This window comes from Hungatella hominis, assembly GCF_014288005.1.
Classification (GTDB): domain Bacteria; phylum Bacillota; class Clostridia; order Lachnospirales; family Lachnospiraceae; genus Hungatella; species Hungatella effluvii.
Map to the genome: position 1 here is coordinate 1 of NZ_JACOPB010000004.1, position 25,913 is coordinate 25,913.

Consider the following 25,913-nt stretch of genomic DNA (forward strand, 5'->3'; position numbering starts at 1 on the left):
TTCCTTCTATTCTCTGCATGTCCCGCATAGGAAACTGTTTATACCCTCTCTTAAGCCTGTTACGCAACTATCTGACAATGAATAGTCTCTGTTGACCCTCATAAACTAAATGACATTGGTTCACGGCACTGGAAAAATTGCCTCTGTTCTGTGAATTTTATATATTTTTTGAAAAGGGGTTGAAGTATAAAAAACACTTGCTACAATTAAGATAACGGCGCCGTAATAAAACGAAAAAGGACAAAAAAGCATGAACAATCTCATAGTAAAGCCTGTCGGCAAAGTTGTATTTCAGAATGAAATGCCACTCATTTTATTGGAAAAGCCTTATCGTTCCGCCCTGGAGGGACTGGATGGCTTCAGCCATATTCAGATCTTCTGGTGGTTCGACGCCTGTGACAATGAAGCTTCCCGCGGTGTGCTTAAGGTCAGCTCTCCCTACCGCAATTCGCCGGCGACGCTGGGCACCTTTGCCACCCGCTCCCCGGAACGCCCTAACCCTGTCGCGCTCTCAACGGCGCAGATTCTTCGAATCGATCCGGCGGCCGGCATCATCGGACTCAGCCATATCGACGCACGTGACAACACACCGGTCATCGACTTGAAGCCCTATACTCCCAGCCTCGACCGGGTGGCACAGCCCTGTGTGCCCGACTGGTGCGCTTCCTGGCCAAAAAGCCTGGAGGAATCGGCTGATTTCGACTGGTCTGGCGTATTTACATTCTGAGAGGTGGCGGCCATGAGTTTAAAAGACTATCTGATCAAAAAACCGGTTCTTGAAACAGAACGGCTGATTTTAAGGGAGCTCAGGCCGGAGGATACTGACGATTTGCGGGAGTGGCTGAGCGATCCCGGCCTGTACCTCTATTGGGGAAAGCGGCCCGGCAGACACGATTTAAACCCGGAACTGCTGTTCACAGCCGCCAATCAGAAACCAACGAAAAGCTTCCACTGGGGCATCGCGAACAAGAAAGACAATAAGGTAATTGGGGAATTCTGGGTCTACTTAATCGAGAACGACCGGATGGCCAAGGTCTCCTACCGACTCTCGCCTGCCTGTCAGGGAAATGGCCTCATGACGGAAGCCCTGAAAAGCGTGGTGGATTTCTGCTTCACTCGCACGGAGCTTCAGAGGCTCTGGACCGATGTGGACGTAAGAAACACCGCCTCCTGCAAAACGCTGGAAAAAGCCGGCTTCACACGGGAGGGCTGCATCCGGCAGGGAAAAATGGTCTCTTCCTGGTGCGACTACTATTTATACGGTCTGCTGAAAACAGACCTTCTCCCGGAACACGCCAGTCAGGCGTAACCCGATCTAAACAGATTACCGGACTCGCGCGCCGGGGCATGGCCGTTTCAGCAGCCATATCCCCTTAGGGCGTGGATTGCAGCAATTAACAGTACGGGCTTTCCTGTCAAACAAACAATGCCTGCGTCATACCTCCGCGATTCAACTCCGCGGTGCGGTATGATGCAGGCATATTCTATTCTTTGATTATGGAAAGCATGACGGAAATATCTTCAGCCGCCATTTCGGCCTTCGACTTTTCAATTAAAATATTTTGCCCGGTCATAATGTAGGAAGGCATAATCCGGATACCCTGATACCATATTTCACTCTTTCGTATCTTATAGGTGGACACCGACGGAATCACATTTTTCCCAGCGGCCTTTTTGCTTATCATGTTAAAGGCCTTTTTCGCCACATCACCCATCAGCATGATTACTTTCACATGGGGAAAGAGAGACAGCTCCCACTCCAGATACGGCAGACTTTTTTCGATGGTGCTTCTCTCAATGGCCGGGGCCGTCTTCGGCATTTTCACTGCATTTGTAAGGTAAATACCCTGCTCCAGCAGTTCTCCCGCATTGTTCACCTGTGCTCCGGCCTTCTGAAACAGCGGAATTGCCGTCGATAAATAGGCCGCCCCGTCACCGCCGTAAAAGTCATCAGCCGGGTTTGATGGCACCACTTCATTAATCAAAACCGCCCGGATTTGCTCGGGCTTCACCTCTAAATCCTGAAATACAAACGCCTCTTGATTACTATTTCTTTTTTCCATTTCTTCTCTGATATTCATCGTTTCTCCTCATAGTGATGCAGTGCAGACTTCAGTCTCTTTTCCACCTCTCGCTTCAAAGAAAGCGGACTCAATACGGTAACTTTATCTCCAAAGGACATCAGGAAGCCGTACAGCCACTCATTGTCCGGCATAACCGCCCGGACAGTAAGTTCCCCGTCACATTCCGTAACCACCCGGTCATCGAACACGTCATATACTCTGGAGGCCGCTTCCTTCGGGAAACGCAGAACCACAGAGACAGGCTCTCTTTCCTTCTCCCATCGTGTCAGATCCGGCTCTGTTCCTTCCGGTATGCGATCAAACAGGATCCCCGTCAGCACAATCTCCTTGATCCGCGATAAACGGAACAGCCGGAAATCTTCTCTGACCAGGCACCACGCATACAGATACCACGCCTTGTCCTTATAGATCAGCCTGTACGGATGGCAGTCTCGTTCACTGGCTATTCCATTGGAGCCATAGTACTTAAAATGGATCTGCCGTCTCGCCATAACCGCCTGTTTCAGCACGTTAAAATCCATCCGTTCCCTCTCCGGGTCGCTTCCCCAGCGGGAAACATCCACTTCGATCCAGCTCGTATCCGCCATCTGAAACGCAGCCCTCAGTTTCGATAAGACCGTCTCCATATCAGAATTCTGAACCGCCGCCAGACTCTGCAGGCCGAACAGAATATCCCTCATCTCCTCTTCCGAAAGCAGCGATCTCTCCAGCACAAATCGGTCCAGCAAACGAATTCCCCCGCTTCGCCCCGCCACCGAATAGACAGGCACCCCCGCCCCGCTGATCCTATCAATATCCCGGTAAATCGTCCGCACCGACACCTCAAACTTCTCCGCCAGCTCCGGTGCAGTGGCCTGTCCCTTTTCCATCAGATGGTAAATAATTTTGAACAGCCGGCTCTCTATCATTGCTATCACCTCGTTTTTCATCATATCAGACAAAACCTGACATGCTATGTCAGCAATATTATAACTGTACACTTTTAATTAATTATTTTATCTTTTGCTTTTATCTTTTGTTTTTTATCTTTTGCTTTTTATCTTTTGCTTTTTATCTTTTCTAAATTCAAGATTTTTCTTAATCCGCGGTGTGTCCGTTCTGCCGGGGCAGAACGGACACACCGCGGATTAAGAAAAATTACCTCTTGACCTTATCACAGTGGGAAGGTGTACAATACAATCAGAACCGGTTCTACACCTGACAACGCAATATCAGCACAACACCATTTCACTTTTGGGAGGTTCCTATGTTTACCATTGGAGAATTTTCAAAATTCTGCTGCATTTCCGCAAGGATGCTGCGCCATTACGACCGCATCGGCCTGCTGCATCCGGCCGCCACGGACGAACAGAACGGGTACCGCTACTATGACAGCAGCCAGATCCCCACATTTCAGCGAATCGAGAAGCTGAAGCGATACGGCTTCTCACTGGCCGAAATCAAACGGCTGCTGACGCTTACGGAGGCAGAGTTAAATATCCAGATTCTGCTTCAGTACGAGCGCGTAAAAGAGCAGGCGGCCAGTCTGACGGAGACGCTCACCTGCATGGAACGGGATATCTCCCATTTTAAGGAGGGCATAACCATGAATCGGAACTATCACGTCATTGTCATGAACACACCGGAGCAGCGCGTCTTCTCCGTTAAACGCACCATTGCCGTCAAGGCCCAGGACATTCACGGCCTCATCTCTGACCTCATGACACAGGCAAAGGAACGCGGCCTGCACCGCGCGGGTCCCTGTCAGCTGGTCTACATGGGAAATGAATTCAACGAAGACAGGATGGAGGTGGAAGCACAGCTTCAGGTAGCGGAAGCTCATCCGGACACGAAGCTTCTGCCGGAATCCCTCTGTGTCACCGCGATCCATCAGGGGCCGCTGGAGGAGGTACACATCGGGTATCAGGCGATCTGTCAATATCTGGACCAGCATCCGGAATACCAGCTTACCGGAATCAGCATTGAGCGGTATCTAAAGGATGAGAATACGGTCTCTTCTGCGGAAGAACTGGAGACAGCGATCCTGTTTCCGGTAGAAAAAGCGTAGTCCAATTCCATCATCAATATAAAAATGCGGGCCGGAAAATATGACAGGATTTTCCGGCCCGCTTTCTTCTGTCCAGCGGCTCTTATATTCTAGTATAACCCACACCAAATACCTTACTGCTTCGCTGGTCTGATTTTCCGATAGCACAGACGCAAAAGCCTCAGCGTAGCCCCACTACGCCTGCGTTTTTGCGTCTGCGCTCTCGAAAAATCATCCTCACCGAACCAGCAAGGCATTTAGTATGGGTCATACTAGCTTATTTTTTCAAATATTTAATACAGCACAGAATAAAACAGATCAGTGCAGCCAATTTTGCCAACTGCAGCACAGCAGTAAAAATAATTGAGATCAGGGGTAAAAACTGAGCGATTAACATGCCATCTCACCTCTCTTTTCCTAACTTTTATCGGTTGTCAGTTCTCATTTCCATGGCGGCCGGGCCTCGTGCCTTAAGCGTCCACTTTCCTGCTGTCAAAATAGACAAACCGGTCGATGGCCTCCAATATGTCCTTGAAATCCTCTCTCGGCGCCAGCTCCATGTACTTTCTCAGAATCTCCGTCTCCCGTTTCTTATACGGGCCATAGAAGATATCATAGAGGTTGTGGCCTCTCATATAGATCTTAAACTCTTCCATATGCGCCTTCAGTTCTTCCACAGATGAGAGTGTCCCTCCCAGAACCTCTGTCAGATGGCGGCCTGACTGCAGGCGGTATAAATACTCCTGCCATTTGGAAAAGAGCGTCTCATAGAATGCCTCCTCGCTCTTCACAATTCCAAGCTCTGCCATAATCTTTGGATTTAAGAAGTAATTTTCAAAGGAATAGTACTTGAGAATCAGCACATTTCTCCTCGTGACCTTCGGCAGCTTATCGACATCCTCCAGGCTCCGCTCGTCGTAGTACCGGCAGAGCTGGCCCGCCAGTTCCTCCGGGTTCTTTCCGTCGCCGTCGCGGATCATCAGAAACTGATCACGCAAATACACCTGATTCATGTATTTTAAGTTGGCGTACGTCTTGATATTGGTACAGCTGTTGGTGGTGATAATCGAAATCCGGGACAGATTGCCGTTAGCATCGTGAATCTCCGAATAATACTTCTCCAGCAGCAGCGGCAGCCGGCTCTTATCCTGTTTTCCTTCCACGATAAAGACGAAGCTCACGTTCAGGAAATCGTTGGCCCCATAACCGAGATCGTCTAAAATGGCGTCGATATCCGTGCGTTTGCGCACCACGGAATAGTCTTCCTCGTCCAGGACCACCTGACGGATCTGGCGGCTGGTGAAGTTAAACAGCATATTCGGCGAATGGGTCGTGAAAATCACCTGATTCTTCTTCGACAGCTGGTACAGGATCTCACTGGATATCTTCTGCAAATGAGGATGAAGGAAAATCTCGGGATCTTCCACAATGATCACACTGGGGATCCTCTTCTCATCGTCCGTGTACGTCTGAAGCAGCGACAGCATATAGATGCTCTTCATGCCCCCGCTTAGATTTTCGATGGGGTTCAGCCGCCCGTGCTCTTCGTGGTACGTCTCCGCCGTCACATGAAACATCTCATCCGGATTGCAGTTCAAGGTGAACTTGATTTCCTCGAATCCGCCGTTCTTTCTGTAATTAGCGTTGACCTTCTCCGTAAACTCTTTTAAATTAAGCTGATACATCTTATATTCCAGAAGCTTGGACGTCTCGTAAAGCTTCAATTCTTCCGGTTTTTTCTGATTGATCAGACCGATGCATTTGAAACACTGGTTGCACTCCTTTGCCGCATCGAACATGCAGACGTGGGCGCGCAGTCTGATCAGCTGCTCATCCTCCTGGAACATGAACAGATCATCCTGAAACTGTTTTAGCTGACGCTCGGTATCGATATAATAAATCCTGGGAAATACCTCCTGGATATACCGGTTGTTCTTCTTATATCCATCGAAAAAGCGGGACTCCCCCTTCCAGTTTACCACAAATGTAAATGACAGGGCTTCCTTCTCATACGACGGCAGCTTTGCACAGAAATCCCTGCGCCATGCGTCATACCGCTTGTACTGGCTCACGATTCCCGCCCGGTGGAACATATGAAGATCTTCCTCTGTAAAATTCAGGGTGATGGATATCTCAATATTCTGTTTTCTTTCATTAAAGTCGTTCTCCCGTATCTGGTAAGAACCGGCCACCGCACGGATGGCATCCAGCACTGAGGTCTTCCCCGTGTTGTTCTTTCCCACCAGAATCAGGGCATTTTCGATACCATGAATCTCCATCTCACGGATGGATTTAAAATTCCTGATGTGGACTGATGTGATCTGCATATGTGTTCTCCTTTAGGTTTAAGTATAGGAGATGCCAGGGCAAATTTCAAGCTTCCGCTGAAATTTTCGCAACTATTGAGCACTGGCTCTTCCCGCGCTTCATACTATGGATTATATTCTAAATTCAGGAGTGGTTCTTATGTTCGATTATGCCGTAGTGCTGACCCCTCTGCACTATGTTTATCTAATCGGTGTTCTTGTAATTCTCGCTGTCATGGTCCTGCGAAAAGACACCCCCGCCGTCTGTATCGGCTTTCTATTTCTCCTCGGAACCATCGGTCTTGGTTCCATAACAGGCGGAATCATGACCGTGTTTAATTCTATTCTGTTCGCCGCGAAAGAATTCATGGAAGTCATAGCCACCATCGCCCTGGTAACGGCTCTGTCCAAATGCTTAAAAGACTTAGGCAGCGACTACCTGATGATGGTCCCCATGTCGAAAATCATGAAGACCCCCTCCGTCACATGGTGGATTCTCGGAATCACCATGCTGCTCTTCTCCCTCTTCCTCTGGCCGTCACCTTCCGTGGCCTTAGTCGGCGCGATTATGCTGCCATTTGCAGTCAAGGCCGGTTTAAAACCGCTCGCCGCGGCCATGGCTATGAACCTTTTCGGTCACGGAATCGCTTTAAGCTATGATTTCGTCATCCAGGGTGCGCCTGCAATTTCCGCCGGTGCCGCCGGAATTTCCACTTCCGATATTCTCACCCAGGGCCGTCCTGTTTTCTGGGTCATGGGCATTGTCACCGTAACCGCCGCATATCTTTTAAACCGTAAGAGTATGGCAGCCACAGAGACCGTGTCCGCAGAGGACCTGCCTGAGGAGCGGAAGAAAGTGACGAAAGCGGCCATCGCCATCGCGGTCCTCACTCCCACGGCCTTTCTCGCCGATATTCTTCTGATGCTGGCCTTTGACTTAAAGGGCGGAGACGCCACCAGCATGGTTTCCGGTACCGCCGTACTGGTGATGTGTGCCGGCGCAGTCGCCGGATTTGGCAGACAGTCGCTGGAAAAGGTGACCGATTACGTGACAAGCGGTTTCCTCTTCGCCATCAAGATCTTCGCCCCCGTTATTATCATCGGCGCATTCTTTTTCCTTGGCGGCAGCGGCATTACCACGATCATGGGCGATCAGTATCAGAGCGGCATCATGAATGACTGGGCCGTCTGGCTGGCTCACAATACGCCCTTAAACAAATATATGGCAGCCTTTATCCAGATGGTCGTAGGCAGTCTGACCGGTCTCGACGGTTCCGGTTTCTCCGGCCTTCCCTTGACAGGCTCCCTGGCACACACCTTCGGCACCGCCGTCGGCGCTTCGGTGCCAGTGCTGGCTTCTCTCGGGCAGCTTACCGCAATCTTCGTGGGAGGCGGTACCATCGTTCCCTGGGGACTTATCCCCGTGGCCGCCATCTGCAACGTCAGCCCCTTAGACCTGGCCCGTAAGAATCTTCCGCCGGTCTTAATCGGCTTTCTCTTTGCCTTTTTAACCGGCTGCCTTCTGCTGTAGCAGTAACAGTAATACGTATCTTGAATCACGCTTTATCAAATTGCACTTTTTGAATCACGCATCTTAATGAAATGGAGGAATCTGCCATGTGTGGAATTGCAGGCTTTTATAACCCGCATCGCAATTACTTAGAAGAGAAGGCCCGTTACCGGGATATCTTAAAAGACATGGCCGCGGTGCAAAGGCACCGCGGCCCCGACGATTCCGGCGTTTACCTGAGCAGACATACCGGTCTCTCCCACGCCCGTCTGTCCATCATAGACCTAGTCAGCGGACATCAGCCCATGGAAAAGGAAGCCGGAGGCCGCATATATTCCATCGCCTACAACGGGGAGCTTTATAACACGGAGGAGCTGCGGACGGAACTGCGCGCGCAGGGACACTCCTTCGCCACCACCAGTGACACGGAGGTGATTCTCACCGGATGTATCGAATACGGCCCCGACTTTGTCAAGCGGCTGAACGGCATCTTCGCTATCGCCTTTTACGATGCCTTACACGACCGTGTCATCCTGTTCCGTGACCGTGCGGGTGTAAAGCCTCTCTTCTACACGGTTCGCGGCGACGAGATTCTGTTCGCATCGGAACTGAAAGGAATCCTGTCCGTTCCCGGCATCCGACCGGAACTGGACCGTAAGGGACTGAACGAGGTCTTCTCCATCGGTCCCGCCAGAACTTATGGCTGTGGTGTATTTGCCGGTATGGAGGAGGTTCTCCCCGGCCATTTTCTCATCTGTTCCCCCGAGGGCGTCTCTTCCCACTGTTACTGGAAATTAGTAAGCCTTCCTCATGAGGACAGCTACGAAAAGACCATTGAGAAGACGGCCTTTCTCGTTCAGGACTCTATCAAACGCCAGATGGTCTCCGATGTTCCCATCTGTACCTTCCTCTCCGGGGGAGTAGATTCCAGCCTGGTTTCCGCCGTCTGTGCCGCGGAGCTTAAAAAGCAGGGAAAAAAACTGACCACGTTTTCCTTTGATTTTGTGAACAATGATAAGTATTTCAAGGCCAATTCCTTCCAGCCCTCCCAGGACCGCCCGTTTGTGGACCGGATGGTGGAGTTTCTGGACTCCGACCACCACTATCTGGAGTGCGGCAACACTGATCAGGCCGACCGACTCTGTGATTCGGTACTGGCCCACGATCTGCCTGCCATGGGAGACATCGATTCGTCCATGCTGCATTTCTGCTCTCTGGTCAAGGAGCATAACAAAGTAGCCCTGACCGGCGAATGCGCCGATGAAATATTCGGCGGCTATCCCTGGTTCCACAAGGAGGAATGCTTCCGAGCCCACACCTTCCCGTGGACGATGAACTTAGAAGCGAGAAAAATCCTTCTGAAAGATGATTTTCTCGATTACCTGCAGATGGACGAATACGTCAAAGAAACGTATGAGCGGTCTGTCGCAGAGACTCCCACCCTGTCCGAAGACTCGCCCACAGAGGCGCGCCGCCGGGAAATCTCTTACTTAAATCTTCGCTGGTTCATGCAGACCCTTTTAAACCGCATGGACCGCGCCAGCATGTATTCAAGCCTGGAAGCCAGGGTGCCGTTTGCCGACCACCGGATCATGGAATACGTCTGGAATGTACCCTGGGACATGAAGACGAGGGATGGCCTGGTCAAAAACCTTCTGCGTCAGTCCGGGAAAGGCCTTCTGCCCGACGATATCCTGTTCCGCAGGAAATCGCCCTATCCGAAGACTTACGACACGAATTACGAAAAACTCCTCACCAGCCGTGTCCTCGAAATCATGAACGATTCGTCCTCGCCTGTCATGCAGTTTCTGGACAGAAAAAAGCTGGAGACGTTTCTTAAAAATCCCTCCGATTACGGAAAACCATGGTACGGCCAGCTGATGGCCGGTCCGCAGATGCTGGCCTATATACTTCAGATCGATTACTGGATGAAGACCTATAAGATTTCCCTGGTTTAAGGATCTGGCCGCGCACACTTTATATACATTTAATAATTTTGGTGATTATTTTCCGACAAATTGTATTGTAAAATGAAATATTCATGTTATAATATTTTTAGACGTTTTTACACTTAGAAAAGGGGAATAATATGTTTGGTTCATCAAAAGGAGCAACAACAGAAGCATTAGAAAAACTGGTTCAGAAGGGCAAATGGGATAAGATTAAGAAAAGTTATTTAAATTCTGATTCAGAGACAAAGGTACATTTAGCAGAAGCATGTGCTTCAGCCGTGGGCGACGATTCCAGCAATGTATTGATGGCACTCCTCGACTCACCCGAAGATGAAGTGAAAGTGGCTGCACTTAAATCTCTCGCAAAGGTCGGCAACGATCACTGCGTAAGCCGTATTCAGCAGATGATCGCTTCCGTACCGACTGACAAAACCGCACTTCTCGGAGAAATCCAGAATACGCTTCAGGCACTTCGCGGAAAACAGTAGAGCAAATAACGGTAAAACTGGTAACGGCAAACAAGTAACAGTAAAACAGCGGCACACGATAAACGTGGCCGCTGTTTTCTATTACTATATTTAAGTGATATTTTAAAATTCATTACTTCCTGCCATGCTATTTCAGATATTTTACGCCTGCTCCATCTCCTCCGTCACGCTCTGCATCTCCTTTGTATCACCGATGAGAATCGCTCCGGTCAATCTGCCATTCGCATAATACCGGGTCTTATATATCTTCTTTTCCGGGTCTTCCTCGTGCTTCACCGTATACTCAATTTCGGAATTCTTTCCCACGTCGCCCACGGCAAAAAGGGAAGTTTCCATACCGTTAAAGGTAAGTGCTGCGGGTACGGTGTGGTAAACAAGGCCGTCGCCGGCCGCATTGGCGCCCGCTGTCCTGCCCATCTCCACCGCCTGCGGCCAGATCGCATAGTTGATTCCCTCATACTCGGCGCAGTCTCCGCATGCGTATACGGACGGAATGGTGGTCTCCATAAATGCGTTGACCTTGACGGCTCTTCCGATCTCCGCTCCCGCGTCTTTTGCCACACCGACATTTGCACGGACACCGGCAGATACTACCACCAACTCAGCCGGAATCACGGTGCCGTCGCCCAGGCGCACTCCCGTCACATCCGTCTCTCCCTCGATCGCTTCAATCTTCACATTTAAATGGATGGCGATTCCTACATTCTGAATCAGATCCTTCAGGAATTCACCGGCTCCCGCATCCAGCTGTCGGCCCATCAGCTGCGGTGCCAGTTCCAGAACCGTCACCTCCAGGCCCGCCTTTTTCAGTTCCCAGGCTGCTTCCAGTCCCAGAACACCACCGCCGATTACCACGGCGTGCTTCGTCTGAGAAAGAAGGGCGCCTGCTTTTTCCGTATCGGTGATTCTCCGGATCGCTATAACCTGCGGCTTCTCATGACCTGGAATTGGTGGAATAAAGCATTCCGAACCCAGGGCATAAACCAGTTTGTCATATTTTAAGCGGATTCCATCCGAAAAGGTCACTTCTCTGGCCTCCGGATCGATCTTCTCCGCCGTCTTTCCTGTCAGGGTTAAAATCCGGTTCTCCTCATACCACGGTGCGTCGTGAACCAGAAGCTGTTCCCTGTTGTTCTCTCCCAGCATGGATTTCGTCAGCATGGGGCGGCTGTAGGGCAGTATCTCCTCGTTCGTCGCCATCACGATAGAGGCTGTGGAATTCCTTTCTCGTATGGCCTCTGCCGCGTTTAACCCCGCCGCGCCGCCTCCCAGAATCAGAAATATCTCTTCCGTGTCTCTGTGGAAGGACTTTTCCTCCTCCGTAAACGGGACGAAGTTCTCCGGTCCCACTCCGCATACGGGACATACGCTTACCCCATCTTCAAATACCGCGCCGCATACCAGACATTTTACCAGTTTCTTTTTTGTTTCACCCATGTGAATACCCCTTTCCGACTCTCATATTATCATTTCCTATATTTGTCAAAATCAGTATTAATTACTATTATTGCAATAATATCACATTTGTCTTCCTTTTACAAGAACAACTTCGTTAAAATTTTGTAAACGTAGACAGAAAACTGTAAGGTCCCCTCCCGTGTTGTTTGTGCTAAAATATCAGGGTATGGAAGAAGGGATCATATTATGAAGCAGTATACGATTGGAGACGTGTCGAAAAGACTGGGCATCAGCCGCGACTCGCTCCGTTTTTATGAAAAAAAAGGCATTATCACTCCGCAGAAGCTGGAAAACGGCTACCGGTGCTACAGCTATGAGGATATGAGAAAGCTTCTCGACATCATGTTCTACCGGAGGCTGAACTTCAGCATTGAGGATATCAACCGAATTCTTCATCAGAGTTCCTTTGGTTCTTATTATACCATGATTCAGGAAAAAATAGCAGAGGAAGAACGGGAGGTGGAACGGCACCGGCGTTCTTTAATCCATCTAAAGTATCTTACTCAGCTTTATAAGAATATTGACGATTTTTTAAATGATTATGACATACGTCCGCTCCGCCGCTATTATAAGGTTGATGAGAGTCTCATTGACAAGCTGGCCGTTCATGATTTATGCTATATCTATCAGGAATATCAACTCAGGGAAGGCATGCCGGGCCAGGTAGATGAATACTACTTATTCGCCGCAGATACCGCTGCCATCATCGGACTGGAGGAACAGTTATCCGGCCGCCTCTTTATTCAGCATGAGCGGTGCGTCTATACGGTTATCGCATCCGCCAGCCGCATTCCGGACACCCGTTCCATCATGAAGGCGGTCTGCTGGGCCAGAGATCAGGGATATAAGCTGGAAGGTACGGCCTACGGCGGATTTCTGCTGAGCTGCGCGGTCGATGAGATGCAGACAGCTGTGTCGGAGGAGGCCGACGTCAGCCAGCCGGTTTATTACATCGAACTGTATCTGCCGTTAAAGGAGTAACAGCCGCGAACCGGCGTCCTTTCCTCAGATGATTTTCCACGAAAGAGAAGGAGGATTTAATCATGAGTAAGGGAAAGGGAGTCATGCAGGAATTCAAGGCGTTTATTCTGAAAGGGAATATCATCGATATGGCGGTCGGCGTTATCATAGGCGGGGCGTTCAGTAAGATCGTTACCTCTCTGGTAAATGATATTCTGATGCCGCTTTTGGGCGCAGTCACGGGAGGCGCTGATTTCGATACCTTTAAAATTGTTCTCAGCCCGGCTGTAAAAGATGCGGCAGGCGAAATTATTAAGGCCGAAGCTGCCGTCCGCTACGGGCTTTTCTTTCAGAATATTCTGGATTTCCTGATTATCGGCGCCTGTATGTTCTTTATGATCAAAGCGGTAGCCATGATCAGTTCCCGTCTCCGTCACGAGGAAGAAAAAAAGGAAGAAGCTGCACCGGCTGGTCCGACACAGGAAGAACTGCTGGCGGAAATCCGCGATCTGTTGAAAGCACAGCAGAATGCCGAGTAGTATTGCCTGCAAGAGTCAAATGGACGCGCCAGCGTGTCCGTTTGGCTCGTTGCTCGCGGGAATAAAGACTGCCCGATCAGGGAATCGTAAGAAACAGCATCGGAAAGGAGGCTGCCGATTTGAATCAGCATAAAACCATTTACCTGGCAGGCGGTTGTTTCTGGGGCATGGAAGAATACATGTCCAGACTGGACGGCGTCTGCGAAACAGAGGTCGGATACGGAAACAGCCTGGTGGAATATCCCACTTACGAACAGGTCTGCACCGGCACTACCGGCGCCGCGGAGACGGTTAAACTCATTTACCGGCCGGAGGAAACGGAGCTTTCGACTCTGCTGGAGGCTTATTTCGCAGTCATCGACCCTACCATCTTAAACCGGCAGGGAAACGACCGCGGAACCCAGTACCGCACCGGAATCTATTACGAAGATCCGGCGGACCGGGAACCCATCTTAGCCGCCATTTCCAGACAGCAAAGAAAATATACCGTCCCGGTCGTAACTGAGGTGCTTCCGCTTGAAAATTTCTATCCCGCGGAGCAGTATCATCAGGATTATTTAAAGAAGAATCCGGGCGGCTACTGCCATATTGACGTCAGAAAAGCGGATGTATTTAACGAGGAGGAACGGCTTCGCAGGGATCACGATTCCGTCGAAAGCCCTGGAAAAAAGCGCAGCTATACGGTCCCCTCTCCGGAAGAGCTGAAAAGCAGGCTGACGCCGCTTCAATTTGAGGTTACACAGAATCAGGCGACAGAACACCCCTATCGGAATGAGTATTTCAATCATTTCGAGCGCGGACTGTACGTGGACATCGTTACGGGGGAACCTCTCTTCTCCTCCTCTGATAAGTTTGACTCCGGATGCGGCTGGCCCAGCTTCTCGAGACCCGTCAAATCCCTTTCGGTACAGGAGCTCAAAGATCAAAGCCATCACATGGAACGGACGGAAGTCCGAAGCCGGGCGGGAGACAGCCACCTGGGCCATGTCTTCGACGACGGCCCCATCGACAGGGGCGGACTGCGGTACTGTATCAACAGCGCGGCGCTTCGCTTCATTCCGTATGAGGAGATGGAAAAAGAGGGCTACCGGGATTATATGGATCTCGTCTGAGACCATCAGAGATGCCCCTGGCGTCAATAGCGAGTGCAGAATTCACTGGAACTTGCGCAACGCTGTACTAGGTAACCGAACTTAAAACGATTAGAATCATGTATGCATAAAGAAAAGAACCGGGAGCACCAGCCCGGCCTCCATAATTCGGACGGTCGGAAACAGGTGCTCCCGGTAAACTATGCTTCTTCCCGCAAAACGACTGCTCCGCAGCTCTTCAGACAAAGTGTGCCGTCATTCTCCAGGGTACTGAGTGTCCCCTCCGGAGCACTGTCATCATTCGTCAGGAGAACCGTGTAATTCTTCTCCGGAAGCTTAAACCTCTTCTCTTCTTTTCCGAAATTGGCGGCGATAAATATCCGCTCTCCGCTCTCGCTTTCCCGATAGAAAGCAAAGACATCCTCGTCCGCCTCAAATGCCGGGACGAATCTGCCAAAGATCAGCGTCTCCCGGTACGCTTCCGATTTTCTAAGGGCAATCAGCTTTTTATAGAAATGAAGGACTGAATCCTCGTCTTTTAACTGGTCCTCCACGTTGATCTCCGTATAATTGGGATTCACCTTCAGCCAGGGCTTTCCCGTCGTAAATCCGGCTTCCTTCCCATGGCTCCACTGCATCGGTGTCCTCGCGTTGTCGCGGCTGTAACGGATACAGGCGTCAAGTGCCTCTTCCTCTGTACAGCCAGCCTCCAGAGCCGTCCGGTACTGGTCCTTCGTGTTGATATCGTCGTAATCTTCTATGGAATCCATGGGGCAGTTTCTCATTCCGATCTCCTGTCCCTGATAGAGAAACGGAAGGCCGCGAAGAAGGATATTAACAGCCGCCAGCATCTTGATGCCTCTGGGATTCATCGCATACTCCGGCAGATACGTGGACGCGCCGCGGGGCTCATCGTGATTTTCGATGATATTGGCTAGAAAACCCACGTTCTGAACCTCCAGCTGGGATTCGATTACGGTCTTCTTCCATTCGGAGAATTTGACTGGCTTTGCGTCGTACCAGCCGTGTTCCCCTCCCGTCAGCAGATGAGCAGAGAAATCGAACATCGTCGAAAAGTGACCATTTTCTCCCACAAATTCCTTCAGTTCCTCTTCCCTCATATTAAATACTTCCGCAACCGTAAATGCCTGATACGGATCGAAGGCCTTCTGCCGCAGCTCCTCCAGCAGCTCGCCGACCCCCTCGACCTCTTCCACCATTTTGGTGCAGGAAGCCAGCCCGTCGGGACCGTCTGCCGGGAAATCCGGGAAATTCGGATCCTTTTTAATATTGATGATGGCGTCGATCCGGAATCCGGCCACCCCTTTTTCCAGCCACCAGCGGATCATGGCAAACAGTTCTTCCTTCATCTTCGGATTATTCCAGTTTAAATCCGGCTGTTCCTTTGCAAACAGGTGCAGATAGTAGAGGTCGGTGCCTGGAACCGGCTCCCAGACGCTTCCTCCGAAATAAGACCGGTAATTGCTGGGAGCGCCGCCGTCCCTGCCCTTTTCAAAGTAAAAATAGTCCGCGTACTCGCCGTATGGATCGGCAAGCGCCTTCTGAAACCATTCATGCTGGTCGGAGCAGTGGTTGATCACCAGGTCCATAACGATCTCAATCCCTCTCTTCTTCGCCTCGGCCAGAAGCTCATCGAACTCCTCCATGGTGCCAAACTCCGGGGCAATCTTATAATAATCGGAAATATCGTACCCCTGGTCCACAAAGGGAGACTGGTAGATCGGCGATATCCATACAATATCAATACCCAGTTCCTTCAAATAATCGAGTTTCTCTATAATTCCTCTCAAATCACCGATTCCATCCCCATTGCCGTCGTTAAAGCTCTTGGGATAAATCTGATAGGCTATTTTCTCATGCCACCATTTTCTTTCCATGGTCTTCCTCCTGTTGTCTCAAATGTATTGTCATTATAATACGGAGCGTCTGACATTTCTTGCAGTATACTTCCCAATTCTAACACAATTCTGCTGTCTTCTCTGCCGCGCCACTGCAAAACCGTGCTTCAGGCCGGAGAAAGTACAAAAAATGCCGTATTTTGCTAAAAAACGTTTGTATATTTATGATTTTTCTTTTATAATAGATAGGCAGTCTTTTTCTAAACAGGGGAAAATGCGAAAGATAATGATAAGGAGAAATGATGACTATGGAAGAACGTTTGATAGGGACAATTTCAAGAGGCGTACGTGCACCGATTATTCGTGAAGGAGATGACCTTGCAAAAATCGTTGTAGATTCCGTTATAGATGCTGCCGCCAGCAGCCGCTACGGCTTTGAGATTCAGGATAAAGATATCGTTGCCGTTACGGAGGCCGTCGTTGCAAGAGCGCAGGGCAATTACGCCAGCATCGACAACATCGCAGCGGATGTAAAGGAGAAATTCGGTGATGAGGCAGTCGGAGTTATTTTCCCGATTTTAAGCCGTAACCGTTTCGCCATCTGCTTAAAGGGAATTGCCCGCGGCGTGAAAAAGGTCGTGCTTATGCTCTCCTATCCTTCCGATGAAGTCGGCAACCACTTAATCGACGAGGATGAGCTGGATGCAAAGGGCGTGAATCCATGGACTGATGTGCTGAGCGAAGAGAAATACAGAGAGCTGTTCGGCTATAAAAAGCACACCTTCACCGGTGTTGACTATATCGAGTACTACAAGGACGTGATCAAAGAGCAGGGCGCAGAGGTCGAGGTCGTTCTGGCCAATGACTGCCGCACCATCTTAAAGTATACGGACAACGTGATCTGCTGTGACATCCACACCAGAGCGAGAAGCAAACGCCGTCTTCTGGCTGCAGGAGCAAAAAAGGTCTGCTGTCTCGATGACATCATGACCGCGTCCATCGACGGAAGCGGATACAATGAGAACTACGGACTCCTCGGTTCCAACAAGGCAACGGAAGAGACTGTCAAGCTGTTCCCGCGCGACTGCCAGCCATTCGTTGACAGAGTTCATCAGATGATGATGGAGCGCACCGGCAAGCACGTGGAAGTGATGATCTACGGCGACGGCGCATTCAAGGATCCGGTCGGAAAAATCTGGGAACTTGCTGATCCGGTCGTTTCACCGGCTTACACGGAAGGTCTGGAAGGACAGCCCAACGAGCTTAAGTTAAAATACCTGGCGGATAACGATTTCGCCGATTTAAGCGGTGAGGAGTTAAAGAAGGCCATCTCTGAGAGAATCCGTACAAAGGATGACAATCTGGTGGGCGATATGGCTTCCCAGGGTACCACCCCAAGACGTTTAACGGATTTAATCGGTTCCTTATGTGACTTAACCTCCGGTTCCGGAGATAAGGGAACACCGATTATCTTCATTCAGGGATATTTTGATAATTACACGAAGTAAGGAAGCTTGTCCGTCCAGCTCGATGCTCTCGGGAATAAAAAGGAACCGGCGTCCGGCCAATGTATATTGGCGGACGCCGGTTCCTTTTTGCTGCCGGCTCATTAAAAGCACCTGGTTCCTTTCCAGCACCCCTCGCTCATATATTTTTCACCACCACTACCGCTATGGCCGATCCAAAGACAAGCACGAACCAGATGGCCGTCAGCCACAATGGCCATTGGATTTCCAGCATTCGGTTGAATGGGATTACGAAGAGGCTGGCGAGACAGATCTGATTCAATCCCACGATCTGTTTTTCATACCGCAGGCGTCTGTTTTCGGCGCGCTTCACCAGCATCTCTCCCCGCTTTCTCTTTTCTGTCTCCTCCTCCCCATGTCCGGCTGCTGCAGCCTGCAATACAGAGGCCGCCAGAGCCAGCACAGTGACGGACAGTGTCCAGACGGTTATGACTGTCTCGGAAACCGGTATTCTTAAGACCGAGTTCACCGGGAAAAATACCAGCGACGCGATTCCGCACATGGCAAAAAACCAGACGATCCGTCTCAGCTTTATCACAGGTTCTGTTCTGTCTTTCTTCATACGTTCCGCACCTCTCCTCTCTAAAACCTTCATCTGCAGATCAAATAGTCCCGTATCGAGCGTCTGAAAATCCCAGTCCCTCTTCTTTAATTCCAGGCACACCAGTTTCATCCGGTTCAATGCGGCCTCCTCCTCTTTCAGCTGGTATTCCCGCTCCTTAAGGAGCTGTGAAAGAGACCGCTTCCCCTGCTGAAACTGCCGGATATCGGAAACCGTGACTCCCAGCATCCGGAGATACTTGATTTTCTCCAGCACCTCCCTGTCTTCCTCAGTATATTCCCGGTAATTATTCTCACCGCGTGCCGGTGACAAAAGCCCTTCTTTTTCGTAAAAGCGGATGTTCGCCTTCGTAACTCCCACCTGCCGCTCCATATCCTTAATCGTCATTGTCTTTCGCCTCCTTCTTTCCCTCATTATAAGGGTTCAACAAGGTTTAATGTCAATAGAAAAATGAAATTCTACATTTCAGAGGTCCCGCCAGAAAAGAAAGAAACGCTGAGAGCAGCAGGAGGCCCGGCCCTCTCCGGGCGTCCTATTTCTCTCAGCGTTTCTTTAAGCAGACTGCCAGATCTTCCGGCAGATACTTCCTCCGGTATGCACCTTTAGAATTTACCACCACTTAATCAGATCCGTCACTTCATTTCTCAAATCCACAAAATCCTTCGCCGCAATATCCCGCGGCCTCGGCAGATCATTTCGAATCTCTTTCTTAATACTGGTAGGCTTATTGGTAAGCACCAGAATACGCTCCCCTAAATAAACCGCCTCTTCAATATTATGGGTAATAAAGATAACCGTAGTCCCGTTCCTCTTCCAGAGATTTAAGAGTTCGTCCTCCAGCTTGAATCTCAGTTCGATATCCAGCTGTCCGTACGGCTCATCCATCAGCAGCAGCTCCGGCTCCGTGGCAAACGCCCTGGCGATTACCACCCTCTGCAGCATGCTGGCAGAGAGCTGATCCGGATAGTACTTCCGGTATTTTGTAAGGCCTACCACCTCTAAATACTCGTTTACCTTTCGGTCCGTGGTTTCCTGATCCGTGTGCTTAATCTCCAGACCAAACCGCACATTCTCCTCCACCGTCAGCCATGGCATGGTGGAATACTCCTGAAAAATGTATGCGACGCTGTGTTTGTTCAAATCCACAGGCTCATTGTTAATCAGGATCTCTCCGCTTGTTGGCTGGTAAAGCTTCGTCAGGCTGTTTAAAAAAGTCGTCTTGCCACAGCCGGTAGGACCGACAATACACAGGAACTCCCCTTTCTTCACATCGAAAGAGATATGATCCAGCACGAGGAGATCATCGAACTTCTTCGTCAAATTCATTACCTTTACTTTTGTTTCCCTTTTTTCTTCCATGAGCGCCTCCTTTACAGCGATTTATCCATATTTTCCGTAATCTCCTGGCGGAGGCGGAGAAATTCAGGGTCCACGTAGCTTCTCGGATGCGGCATATCGATGATGTATTCCTTCTTAATGGTGGATGGACAGTTTGTCATCAGAATAATCCGGTCTGCCAGAAATAAGGCCTCCTCGATGTTATTTGTGACAAAGATAACCGTGCGCTTTTCCTTCTGCCAGATCCTCTGCAGCTCTTCTTCCATCATATAACGGGTCTGAGCATCGAGATGGCCGAAGGGCTCATCCATGAGCATCAGGTCGGGATTGTTGCTGTAGGCCCTGGCAATTCCAACACGCTGACGCATGCCTCCGGACAATTGGGAGGGATAGCTCTTTTCAAATCCCTTTAATCCAACCAGGTCGATATAATGGTCCGCTTTTCTTTTCCGCTCGTCCTTGCTTAAGCCACGCACCCTGGGTCCAAACTCTACATTTCCCATAACGGTAAGCCACGGAAAGAGCGCCGTCTTCTGGTACACAACGCCGCGTTCCGGCGCCGGTTTTTCCACTTTTTTGCCGTGATCGATGACCTCACCGGAGGTAGGGGTGTCGAGGCCTGCCAGAATATTGAGCAGTGTAGTCTTCCCGCACTGTCCCGGTCCGAAAAGCACCAGGAATTCATTTTCACGGACAGAAAAGTCAACATCCCTCAGCACGTGGTTCTTTCCGGAGCCATCGTAGCTGTCAAACTCCTTAGAAACGTGGCCGCACCGAAGCACCTCATTTACAGTCCCTGCTGCTGATTCCATATGCACAACCTCCCTTCCAGTTTTGCCATGGCCGTTGCCAGAACGTATCCAACAATGCCGATGGCCAGCATTCCTACCATGATCTGAACGGTGTTTCCGTTTGTCATTCCCATGACGATGAGCCAGCCAACGCCCTCATCCGAACGCACCATTTCCGCACCGACGACGGCCGACCAGCCTGCCGTGATGGCGATCTGAAGTCCTGCGAAAATGTAAGGAATCGACGAGGGCAGAACTACCCGGAAGAATACCTGACGTTCCGAGGCTCCCAGCATTCTGGCGGCTCCTAAAAGGACAGAGTCCACATTTTTCGTTCCGTCATACGTATTGACCGTAATGAAGCAGAAGCAGCCCAGGAAAATGATGAAAAACTTACTCTGATCGCCCAGTCCGAACCACAGGATGGACATGGGAATCCATGCCAGAGGCGGAATGGGGCGGATAAATTCAAAGATTGGTTTGATGATGGCTTCCACAGTTTTCGAATACCCCATGGACACGCCTAACGCAATGCCGGCAATTGTCGCAAAGAAGAATGCAACACCTACGCGGTAGAGGCTTACGCCGATATGCACCAGCATGGTATGCCTTCCGATTGGTACCGTAAAGCTCTCGAAGAATTTCCACAGAATTTCCGATGCAGGAGGGAGAAACATCTTTGCATTGGTAAACCGGGCCACGGCTTCCCATACGATAAGCAGGGATGCAAATGCCACAACCGTCATGACGGCGGCCATATTTTTCTTTAAAAAACGGTTGGATGCGCTTTCCATTCTATTTTCCTCCCTTGACGAATTTATTCTGCAGCTTTTCCAGGATAAAGGAAAGCAGATAACCAATCACACCGATGGTGATCATTCCCACGATGATGACATCGGGGCGTCCCAGCATTCTTGCCACCTGAATCATGTAGCCTAACCCTCTCGTCGCTGCTAAGAGCTCAGCTGCCACCAGAGCTACCCAGGAAGAACCGAGTGCCAGCCTTAAGCCGGTAAAAATCATGGGAAGAGCCGTCGGTATTGCAACCTTAAACAGCATCTGTCTGTTGGATGCACCGAACGTCCTGGCTACCCATAAATGAACCTGGCTCGTTCTCTTGATTCCGGCGTAGGAGTTAATGGTTGCGCTGATAAACGCCGCAAAAAAGATAATTCCTACCTTTGACCAGTAACCGATTCCCAGCCAGAGAATCATCAGCGGAATCCACGCAAGCGCCGGAATCGGCCGGATTACATCGAACAGCGGTTTGGCAAACATCTCGAATTTACGGCTCCAGGCCATGGCAATTCCCAGCGGCACTCCGATCAACACTCCCACCACGTATCCTCCAAGAGCAATCTTCATACTGGCCGCGATATGCTGGAGAAGGGTCGCTCCATCTGGATTGACCCCTCCTGTCAGCTTGTAGATAAACGTGTCCAGTACCTTTGCCGGGCTTGGAAGCATCATGGGAGAAATCAGATGCAGAATATCGGTTGCCATTTCCCAGATAAACAGGACGGTGATAACCGAGCACACCGACAGAATCCGGTACTTATACTTTGCAGCAATTTCTTTCATCTGCGTTCCCTCACTTTCTCTAATTTACCCCTTTGACAAACTCCGGATCGATGTTGCTGTCAAACTTGTCCATCAGCTCCGGTTCCAGCTGTCCTAAGCCTATGTAGAATTCTCCCAGTTCCCTTGCGAAATTGCCTAAAGTACGGTCTTTCCAGTCAGCCGCGGTGATAAACTGCACACGTCCCAAGTCGCTGACACAGCTCTCCCTGCTGGCCTCTGCTCCCGCATCCTTTAAGAAATCCACCATCAGATCAGCCGCCATGTCGGGATCTTCATTTAACGCCTTGCAGGCTTCCACAACACAGTCCATATATTTCTGAACCAGCTCCGATTTTCCTTCCACTGCTTTTCGATTGCCTACAACCATGTCCACGTAGCGGGTTCCTAAATCGGCGAGATTTCCTACCTGTACCATGCCGTCATTCACGGCTTCAAAGAACGTCGGTACATTTAAGGCTACCGCGTCACACTGGTTTGCTAAAAGTGCCTGGTAGGCCTGTGCCGTATCCATATTTACAATATTCACATCGGTGATACCCAGTCCCAGTTTTTCCAGCCATTTTAATGTGGTAAAATGCTGAGCCGTGCCGATCGGAAGAAGAATCGTCATTCCCTTCACCGTCTCCGGGCTTCCAAGGACATTGGGATACGATGGATTGTAGCCTTTTTCCTGCGCTGCCGGTGAATCCGGTTTTACGAAGACTCCCAGGCCGTCTGTCGACTCCAGGACTTCCCCGATAATCATCATGTCATAGTTTGCCACACCGGTGACGGCCGCGGCGCCCATGGAGCCCACATCCCACAAGTCGGCGGCCAGCGCCTCATTCATGGGAGCACCTGTTGCAAACATGATGGTATCCATTTTAAATCCGGCCTTTTCGTCCAGCTTATTTTTCCTGATGTACTCTGTCGGAAGACTTGTGATAAACGGCATCATTGCCACACGAAGCACTGGCAGATCCCCTGACGCCTCCACCTTTGCATCCTTTCCTCCAGCAGTGCTGCTCTGGCTGCTGCCCGCGCTTCCACAGGCTGTCAGTGCAAGTGCAAGGCCGAGGGCCATAGTTGAACGTAATACTTTTTTCCATTGTCTCATATCGATTCCTCCTGGTATTTCACGAGCTTAGTACAGCGACTCGTTATAATAGGTCCTTACTGTCAATTGGAAAACACATGAACACTCGACTTGCCGCAACCAACTCATAAGTTATCCGTGTTTTCCTCTTATGAGCCCATTATAGCCCGGCTGCCAGGGGCTGATTTTTCTATTATTTTACTTTTCTTTTGCATTTCAGATCAAACGAGCATACGGACCGAAAATCACTTTTTAAATTCTTACTTTTGTTTCTATATTTTGACTTTTTACGCGAGGCACAGAAAAACGGGTAAAGAGAATGACATTCTTTACCCGTTTTTCTGTGAATGGATATTACTTTTATTTATTTCACAACCAGATTCACGATCTTGTTAGGAACGTAAATCTCTTTAACTATCGTCTTTCCTTCCAGCAGCGGCACAATCTTCTCGTCCTTCACCGCAATGGCAAATGCCTCTTCCTTATCACAGTTCGCAGGCAGTGCCACCACGCTTCTGAGCTTTCCGTTCACCTGCACGCCGACTTCCACGGTTGAATCCATGGTCTTTGCCTCGTCGTATACCGGCCATTTCGCCATGGAGAGGAATCCCGTTCCGCCCAGGCTTTCCCAGATCTCCTCGCACACATGCGGAGCGATCGGGCATAACAGCTTGATATAGATGATAAGCTCGTCCTTGGTGATCTGCCCCTTCGCATAAATGTCGTTCAGCAGGCCCATGAGTGCAGCTATCGCTGTGTTAAACTTCATTTCCTCCAGGTCGTTCGACACCTTCTTAATCGTCTTGTGGAACGCGGTCTCCAGTTCCGGTGTCACGCCCTCTCCGCTGGCCATCTCACACAGTCCGGCAACACGCTCCAGGAAACGCTTACAGCCCTTTACGGAGCTGTCGCTCCACGGTGTGGCCGCGCCGTAATCGCCCATGAACAGGACATACGTTCGCAGAACGTCCGCACCGAACTCTTCCACAACGTCCAGCGGATCCACGACATTGCCCTTGGATTTGCTCATCTTGTCCCCATCCGGACCGAGGATCAGGCCCTGAGCGGTACGCTTCGCATAAGGCTCTTCCGTGTTCACCACTCCCATATCGTACAGGAAATGGTGCCAGAAACGGGAATAGATCATATGGCGTGTTACGTGCTCCATGCCTCCGTTGTACCAGTCAACAGGCATCCAGTATTTTAATTTCTCAGGATCAGCCAGCGCTTCCTGATTATGAGGGTCGATATATCTTAAGAAGTACCAGGAAGATCCGGCCCACTGAGGCATGGTATCCGTCTCACGCTTCGCGGCTCCCTTACATTTCGGGCAGGTGCAGTTTACGAAGGATTCGATTCCGGCAAGCGGCGACTCTCCCTCCTGACCCGGCTCGAAATTATCCACCTTCGGCAGGCAGAGCGGCAGTTCCTCATAAGGAACCGGAACGACGCCGCAGTCAGGGCAGTGAACGATCGGAATAGGCTCTCCCCAGTATCTCTGACGGTTAAACGCCCAGTCCTTCATCTTATACTGAACACCGGCTTCACCGACACCCAGCTTCTCCAGCTCCTTCACCATGCGGGCGATGGAGTCCTTTTTATTCGTCAGGCCATTTAAGAAATCGGAATTGATCATCTTGCCGTCGCCGGCGTACGCGGCCTCGGTAATATCGCCGCCCTCGATTACCTGCACGATGTCGATGCCGAACTTCCTGGCAAATTCATAGTCACGGTCGTCATGGGCCGGTACAGCCATAATCGCACCGGTGCCGTATCCCATCATAACATAGTCCGCAATATAGATCGGAATCTTCTTGCCGGTCAGCGGATGAACCGCGTTTAGTCCATCGATACAGACTCCCGTCTTCTCTTTTACCAGCTGGGTACGCTCGAACTCCGTCTTCTTCGCACACTCTTCTCTGTACGCCTTAATCGCCTCCATATTGGCGATCTCATCCGCGTACTTGTCGATCATCGGATGCTCCGGCGCAATGACCATGAAGGTGACGCCAAACAGCGTGTCCGGACGTGTCGTATAGATGCGGAAGGATTCGTCCTTGTCTGCAAGGCTGAAATCCACGAATGCGCCTTCCGACTTGCCGATCCAGTTTACCTGCTGCTGCTTGATATTCGGCAGGTAATCCACGGTATCCAGGCCATTTAAGAGCTTGTCCGCGTACTCCGTGATTCTTAAGAACCACACCGATTTAGACTTCTGAACGATGTCGCTGTGGCATATATCGCACTTTCCGCCCTGGCTGTCCTCATTGGATAAAACGACCTTACAGGAAGGACAGTAGTTGACAAGAGCCGTGTCACGGAACACGAGGCCCTTTTCAAACATCTTTAAGAAAATCCACTGGGTCCATTTATAATAATCTTCATCCGTCGTGTCGACAACTCTCGACCAGTCGAAGGAGAATCCCACTTTTTTCAGCTGATTGGAAAATCTGGCAATGTTGTCATCTGTAATCTTTCTCGGGTGCACGCCTGTCTTGATCGCGTAGTTCTCTGTCGGGAGTCCAAAGGCGTCGAATCCAATTGGGAATAAGACGTTATATCCCTCCATCCTGCGCTTTCTCGAAATGACTTCCAGGCTTGAGTACGCCTTGATGTGGCCGACATGCATACCGGCTCCGCTCGGGTACGGAAATTCTACCAGACCGTAAAATTTCGGCCTCTCATCGTTGTCCACAGCCTGAAAGATACCGGCCTCGTCCCATTTTTTCTGCCATTTGGGTTCTATCTTTTTAAAATCGTGCTTCAT

At 50.2% G+C, this 25,913-nt stretch carries 22 protein-coding genes; 10 read left to right on the forward strand and 12 right to left on the reverse strand.

The features are described from left to right. Window positions 1–250 precede the first annotated feature (250 nt). Both H8S75_RS10545 and H8S75_RS10550 read left to right on the forward strand, forming a co-directional pair. The gene (locus H8S75_RS10545; RefSeq protein WP_187021391.1) at window positions 251–727 is read left to right on the forward strand and encodes an SAM-dependent methyltransferase; all 477 of its coding nucleotides are present in this window, start codon (window positions 251–253) and stop codon (window positions 725–727) included. A gap of 12 nt (window positions 728–739) precedes the next feature. Beyond that, window positions 740–1,309, forward strand: a complete 570-nt coding sequence (locus H8S75_RS10550) for a GNAT family N-acetyltransferase (RefSeq protein WP_002600410.1) — start codon at window positions 740–742, stop codon at window positions 1,307–1,309. Between the two features lie 175 nt (window positions 1,310–1,484). On the opposite strand, the gene H8S75_RS10555 is transcribed toward H8S75_RS10550, so the two are convergent. Together H8S75_RS10555 and H8S75_RS10560 are read right to left on the reverse strand one after the other, a co-directional pair. After that, window positions 1,485–2,081 (reverse strand): uracil-DNA glycosylase family protein, encoded by a 597-nt coding sequence (locus H8S75_RS10555; RefSeq protein ID WP_187021393.1) that lies wholly within the window; start codon window positions 2,079–2,081, stop codon window positions 1,485–1,487. Next, window positions 2,078–3,016: a helix-turn-helix transcriptional regulator gene (locus H8S75_RS10560; RefSeq protein ID WP_243270238.1), complete on the reverse strand. Its 939-nt coding sequence runs from the start codon at window positions 3,014–3,016 to the stop codon at window positions 2,078–2,080. Before H8S75_RS10560 ends, H8S75_RS10555 begins: the two co-directional genes overlap by 4 nt. Before the next feature lie 314 nt (window positions 3,017–3,330). Here H8S75_RS10560 and H8S75_RS10565 point away from each other — a divergent pair, with 314 nt between their 5' ends. Next, complete coding sequence (locus H8S75_RS10565) at window positions 3,331–4,131, forward strand: MerR family transcriptional regulator (protein ID WP_187021395.1); 801 nt, start codon at window positions 3,331–3,333, stop codon at window positions 4,129–4,131. 449 nt (window positions 4,132–4,580) lie between these two features. Here H8S75_RS10565 and H8S75_RS10570 read toward each other — a convergent pair whose 3' ends face one another. Beyond that, entirely contained in the window at window positions 4,581–6,437 is a 1,857-nt protein-coding gene (locus H8S75_RS10570) for an ATP-dependent nuclease (RefSeq protein WP_187021397.1), read from the reverse strand. 139 nt (window positions 6,438–6,576) lie between these two features. On the opposite strand from H8S75_RS10570, the gene H8S75_RS10575 reads away from it, so the two are divergent. The 3 genes from H8S75_RS10575 (at window position 6,577) to H8S75_RS10585 (ending at window position 10,366) form a co-directional block, all read left to right on the forward strand. Then, window positions 6,577–7,947, forward strand: a complete 1,371-nt coding sequence (locus H8S75_RS10575; protein WP_187021399.1) for a citrate transporter — start codon at window positions 6,577–6,579, stop codon at window positions 7,945–7,947. 86 nt (window positions 7,948–8,033) lie between these two features. Beyond that, window positions 8,034–9,884 carry an asparagine synthase (glutamine-hydrolyzing) gene (gene asnB, locus H8S75_RS10580; protein ID WP_187021401.1) on the forward strand — a complete coding sequence of 617 codons (1,851 nt, stop codon included), beginning with the start codon at window positions 8,034–8,036 and terminating at the stop codon, window positions 9,882–9,884. A gap of 131 nt (window positions 9,885–10,015) precedes the next feature. Continuing rightward, window positions 10,016–10,366, forward strand: coding sequence for a hypothetical protein (locus tag H8S75_RS10585; protein ID WP_187021403.1), 351 nt, complete (start codon window positions 10,016–10,018; stop codon window positions 10,364–10,366). A gap of 141 nt (window positions 10,367–10,507) precedes the next feature. On the opposite strand, the gene H8S75_RS10590 is transcribed toward H8S75_RS10585, so the two are convergent. Then, window positions 10,508–11,803 (reverse strand): FAD-dependent oxidoreductase, encoded by a 1,296-nt coding sequence (locus tag H8S75_RS10590; protein ID WP_187021406.1) that lies wholly within the window; start codon window positions 11,801–11,803, stop codon window positions 10,508–10,510. A 207-nt stretch (window positions 11,804–12,010) separates the two neighbouring features. Between H8S75_RS10590 and H8S75_RS10595 the strand changes: the two genes are divergently transcribed. From H8S75_RS10595 to msrB, 3 genes are all read left to right on the forward strand, one after another. Then, window positions 12,011–12,805 carry a MerR family transcriptional regulator gene (locus tag H8S75_RS10595; RefSeq protein ID WP_187021408.1) on the forward strand — a complete coding sequence of 265 codons (795 nt, stop codon included), beginning with the start codon at window positions 12,011–12,013 and terminating at the stop codon, window positions 12,803–12,805. Between the two features lie 62 nt (window positions 12,806–12,867). Continuing rightward, a complete protein-coding gene (gene mscL / locus H8S75_RS10600; protein ID WP_055655536.1) occupies window positions 12,868–13,323 on the forward strand; it encodes a large-conductance mechanosensitive channel protein MscL in 456 nt (151 codons plus the stop codon). Window positions 13,324–13,442: 119 nt separating this feature from the next. Next, complete coding sequence (msrB, locus tag H8S75_RS10605) at window positions 13,443–14,435, forward strand: peptide-methionine (R)-S-oxide reductase MsrB (protein WP_187021418.1); 993 nt, start codon at window positions 13,443–13,445, stop codon at window positions 14,433–14,435. 179 nt (window positions 14,436–14,614) lie between these two features. Here msrB and H8S75_RS10610 read toward each other — a convergent pair whose 3' ends face one another. Further along, window positions 14,615–16,312, reverse strand: a complete 1,698-nt coding sequence (locus H8S75_RS10610; RefSeq protein ID WP_187021420.1) for an alpha-glucosidase — start codon at window positions 16,310–16,312, stop codon at window positions 14,615–14,617. Between the two features lie 269 nt (window positions 16,313–16,581). Here H8S75_RS10610 and H8S75_RS10615 point away from each other — a divergent pair, with 269 nt between their 5' ends. Next, window positions 16,582–17,781, forward strand: a complete 1,200-nt coding sequence (locus H8S75_RS10615) for a coenzyme F420-0:L-glutamate ligase (RefSeq protein WP_187021422.1) — start codon at window positions 16,582–16,584, stop codon at window positions 17,779–17,781. Window positions 17,782–17,917: 136 nt separating this feature from the next. On the opposite strand, the gene H8S75_RS10620 is transcribed toward H8S75_RS10615, so the two are convergent. The 7 genes from H8S75_RS10620 to leuS all read right to left on the reverse strand — a co-directional run bounded on the left by H8S75_RS10620 (window position 17,918) and on the right by leuS (window position 25,913). Then, entirely contained in the window at window positions 17,918–18,748 is an 831-nt protein-coding gene (locus tag H8S75_RS10620; protein WP_187021424.1) for a MerR family transcriptional regulator, read from the reverse strand. A 222-nt stretch (window positions 18,749–18,970) separates the two neighbouring features. Then, on the reverse strand, window positions 18,971–19,720 hold the full coding sequence (locus H8S75_RS10625) for an ABC transporter ATP-binding protein (protein WP_110325894.1): 750 nt from the start codon (window positions 19,718–19,720) through the stop codon (window positions 18,971–18,973). Window positions 19,721–19,731: 11 nt separating this feature from the next. Beyond that, the gene (locus tag H8S75_RS10630) at window positions 19,732–20,511 is read right to left on the reverse strand and encodes an ABC transporter ATP-binding protein (protein ID WP_187021426.1); all 780 of its coding nucleotides are present in this window, start codon (window positions 20,509–20,511) and stop codon (window positions 19,732–19,734) included. Continuing rightward, window positions 20,487–21,284: an ABC transporter permease gene (locus H8S75_RS10635; RefSeq protein ID WP_187021428.1), complete on the reverse strand. Its 798-nt coding sequence runs from the start codon at window positions 21,282–21,284 to the stop codon at window positions 20,487–20,489. The genes H8S75_RS10630 and H8S75_RS10635 overlap by 25 nt, the downstream gene beginning before the upstream one ends. Before the next feature lies 1 nt (window position 21,285). Continuing rightward, the gene (locus H8S75_RS10640) at window positions 21,286–22,071 is read right to left on the reverse strand and encodes an ABC transporter permease (RefSeq protein WP_187021430.1); all 786 of its coding nucleotides are present in this window, start codon (window positions 22,069–22,071) and stop codon (window positions 21,286–21,288) included. A gap of 19 nt (window positions 22,072–22,090) precedes the next feature. Continuing rightward, window positions 22,091–23,167: an ABC transporter substrate-binding protein gene (locus H8S75_RS10645; RefSeq protein ID WP_187021432.1), complete on the reverse strand. Its 1,077-nt coding sequence runs from the start codon at window positions 23,165–23,167 to the stop codon at window positions 22,091–22,093. A 343-nt stretch (window positions 23,168–23,510) separates the two neighbouring features. Next, complete coding sequence (gene leuS / locus H8S75_RS10650) at window positions 23,511–25,913, reverse strand: leucine--tRNA ligase (protein ID WP_187021442.1); 2,403 nt, start codon at window positions 25,911–25,913, stop codon at window positions 23,511–23,513.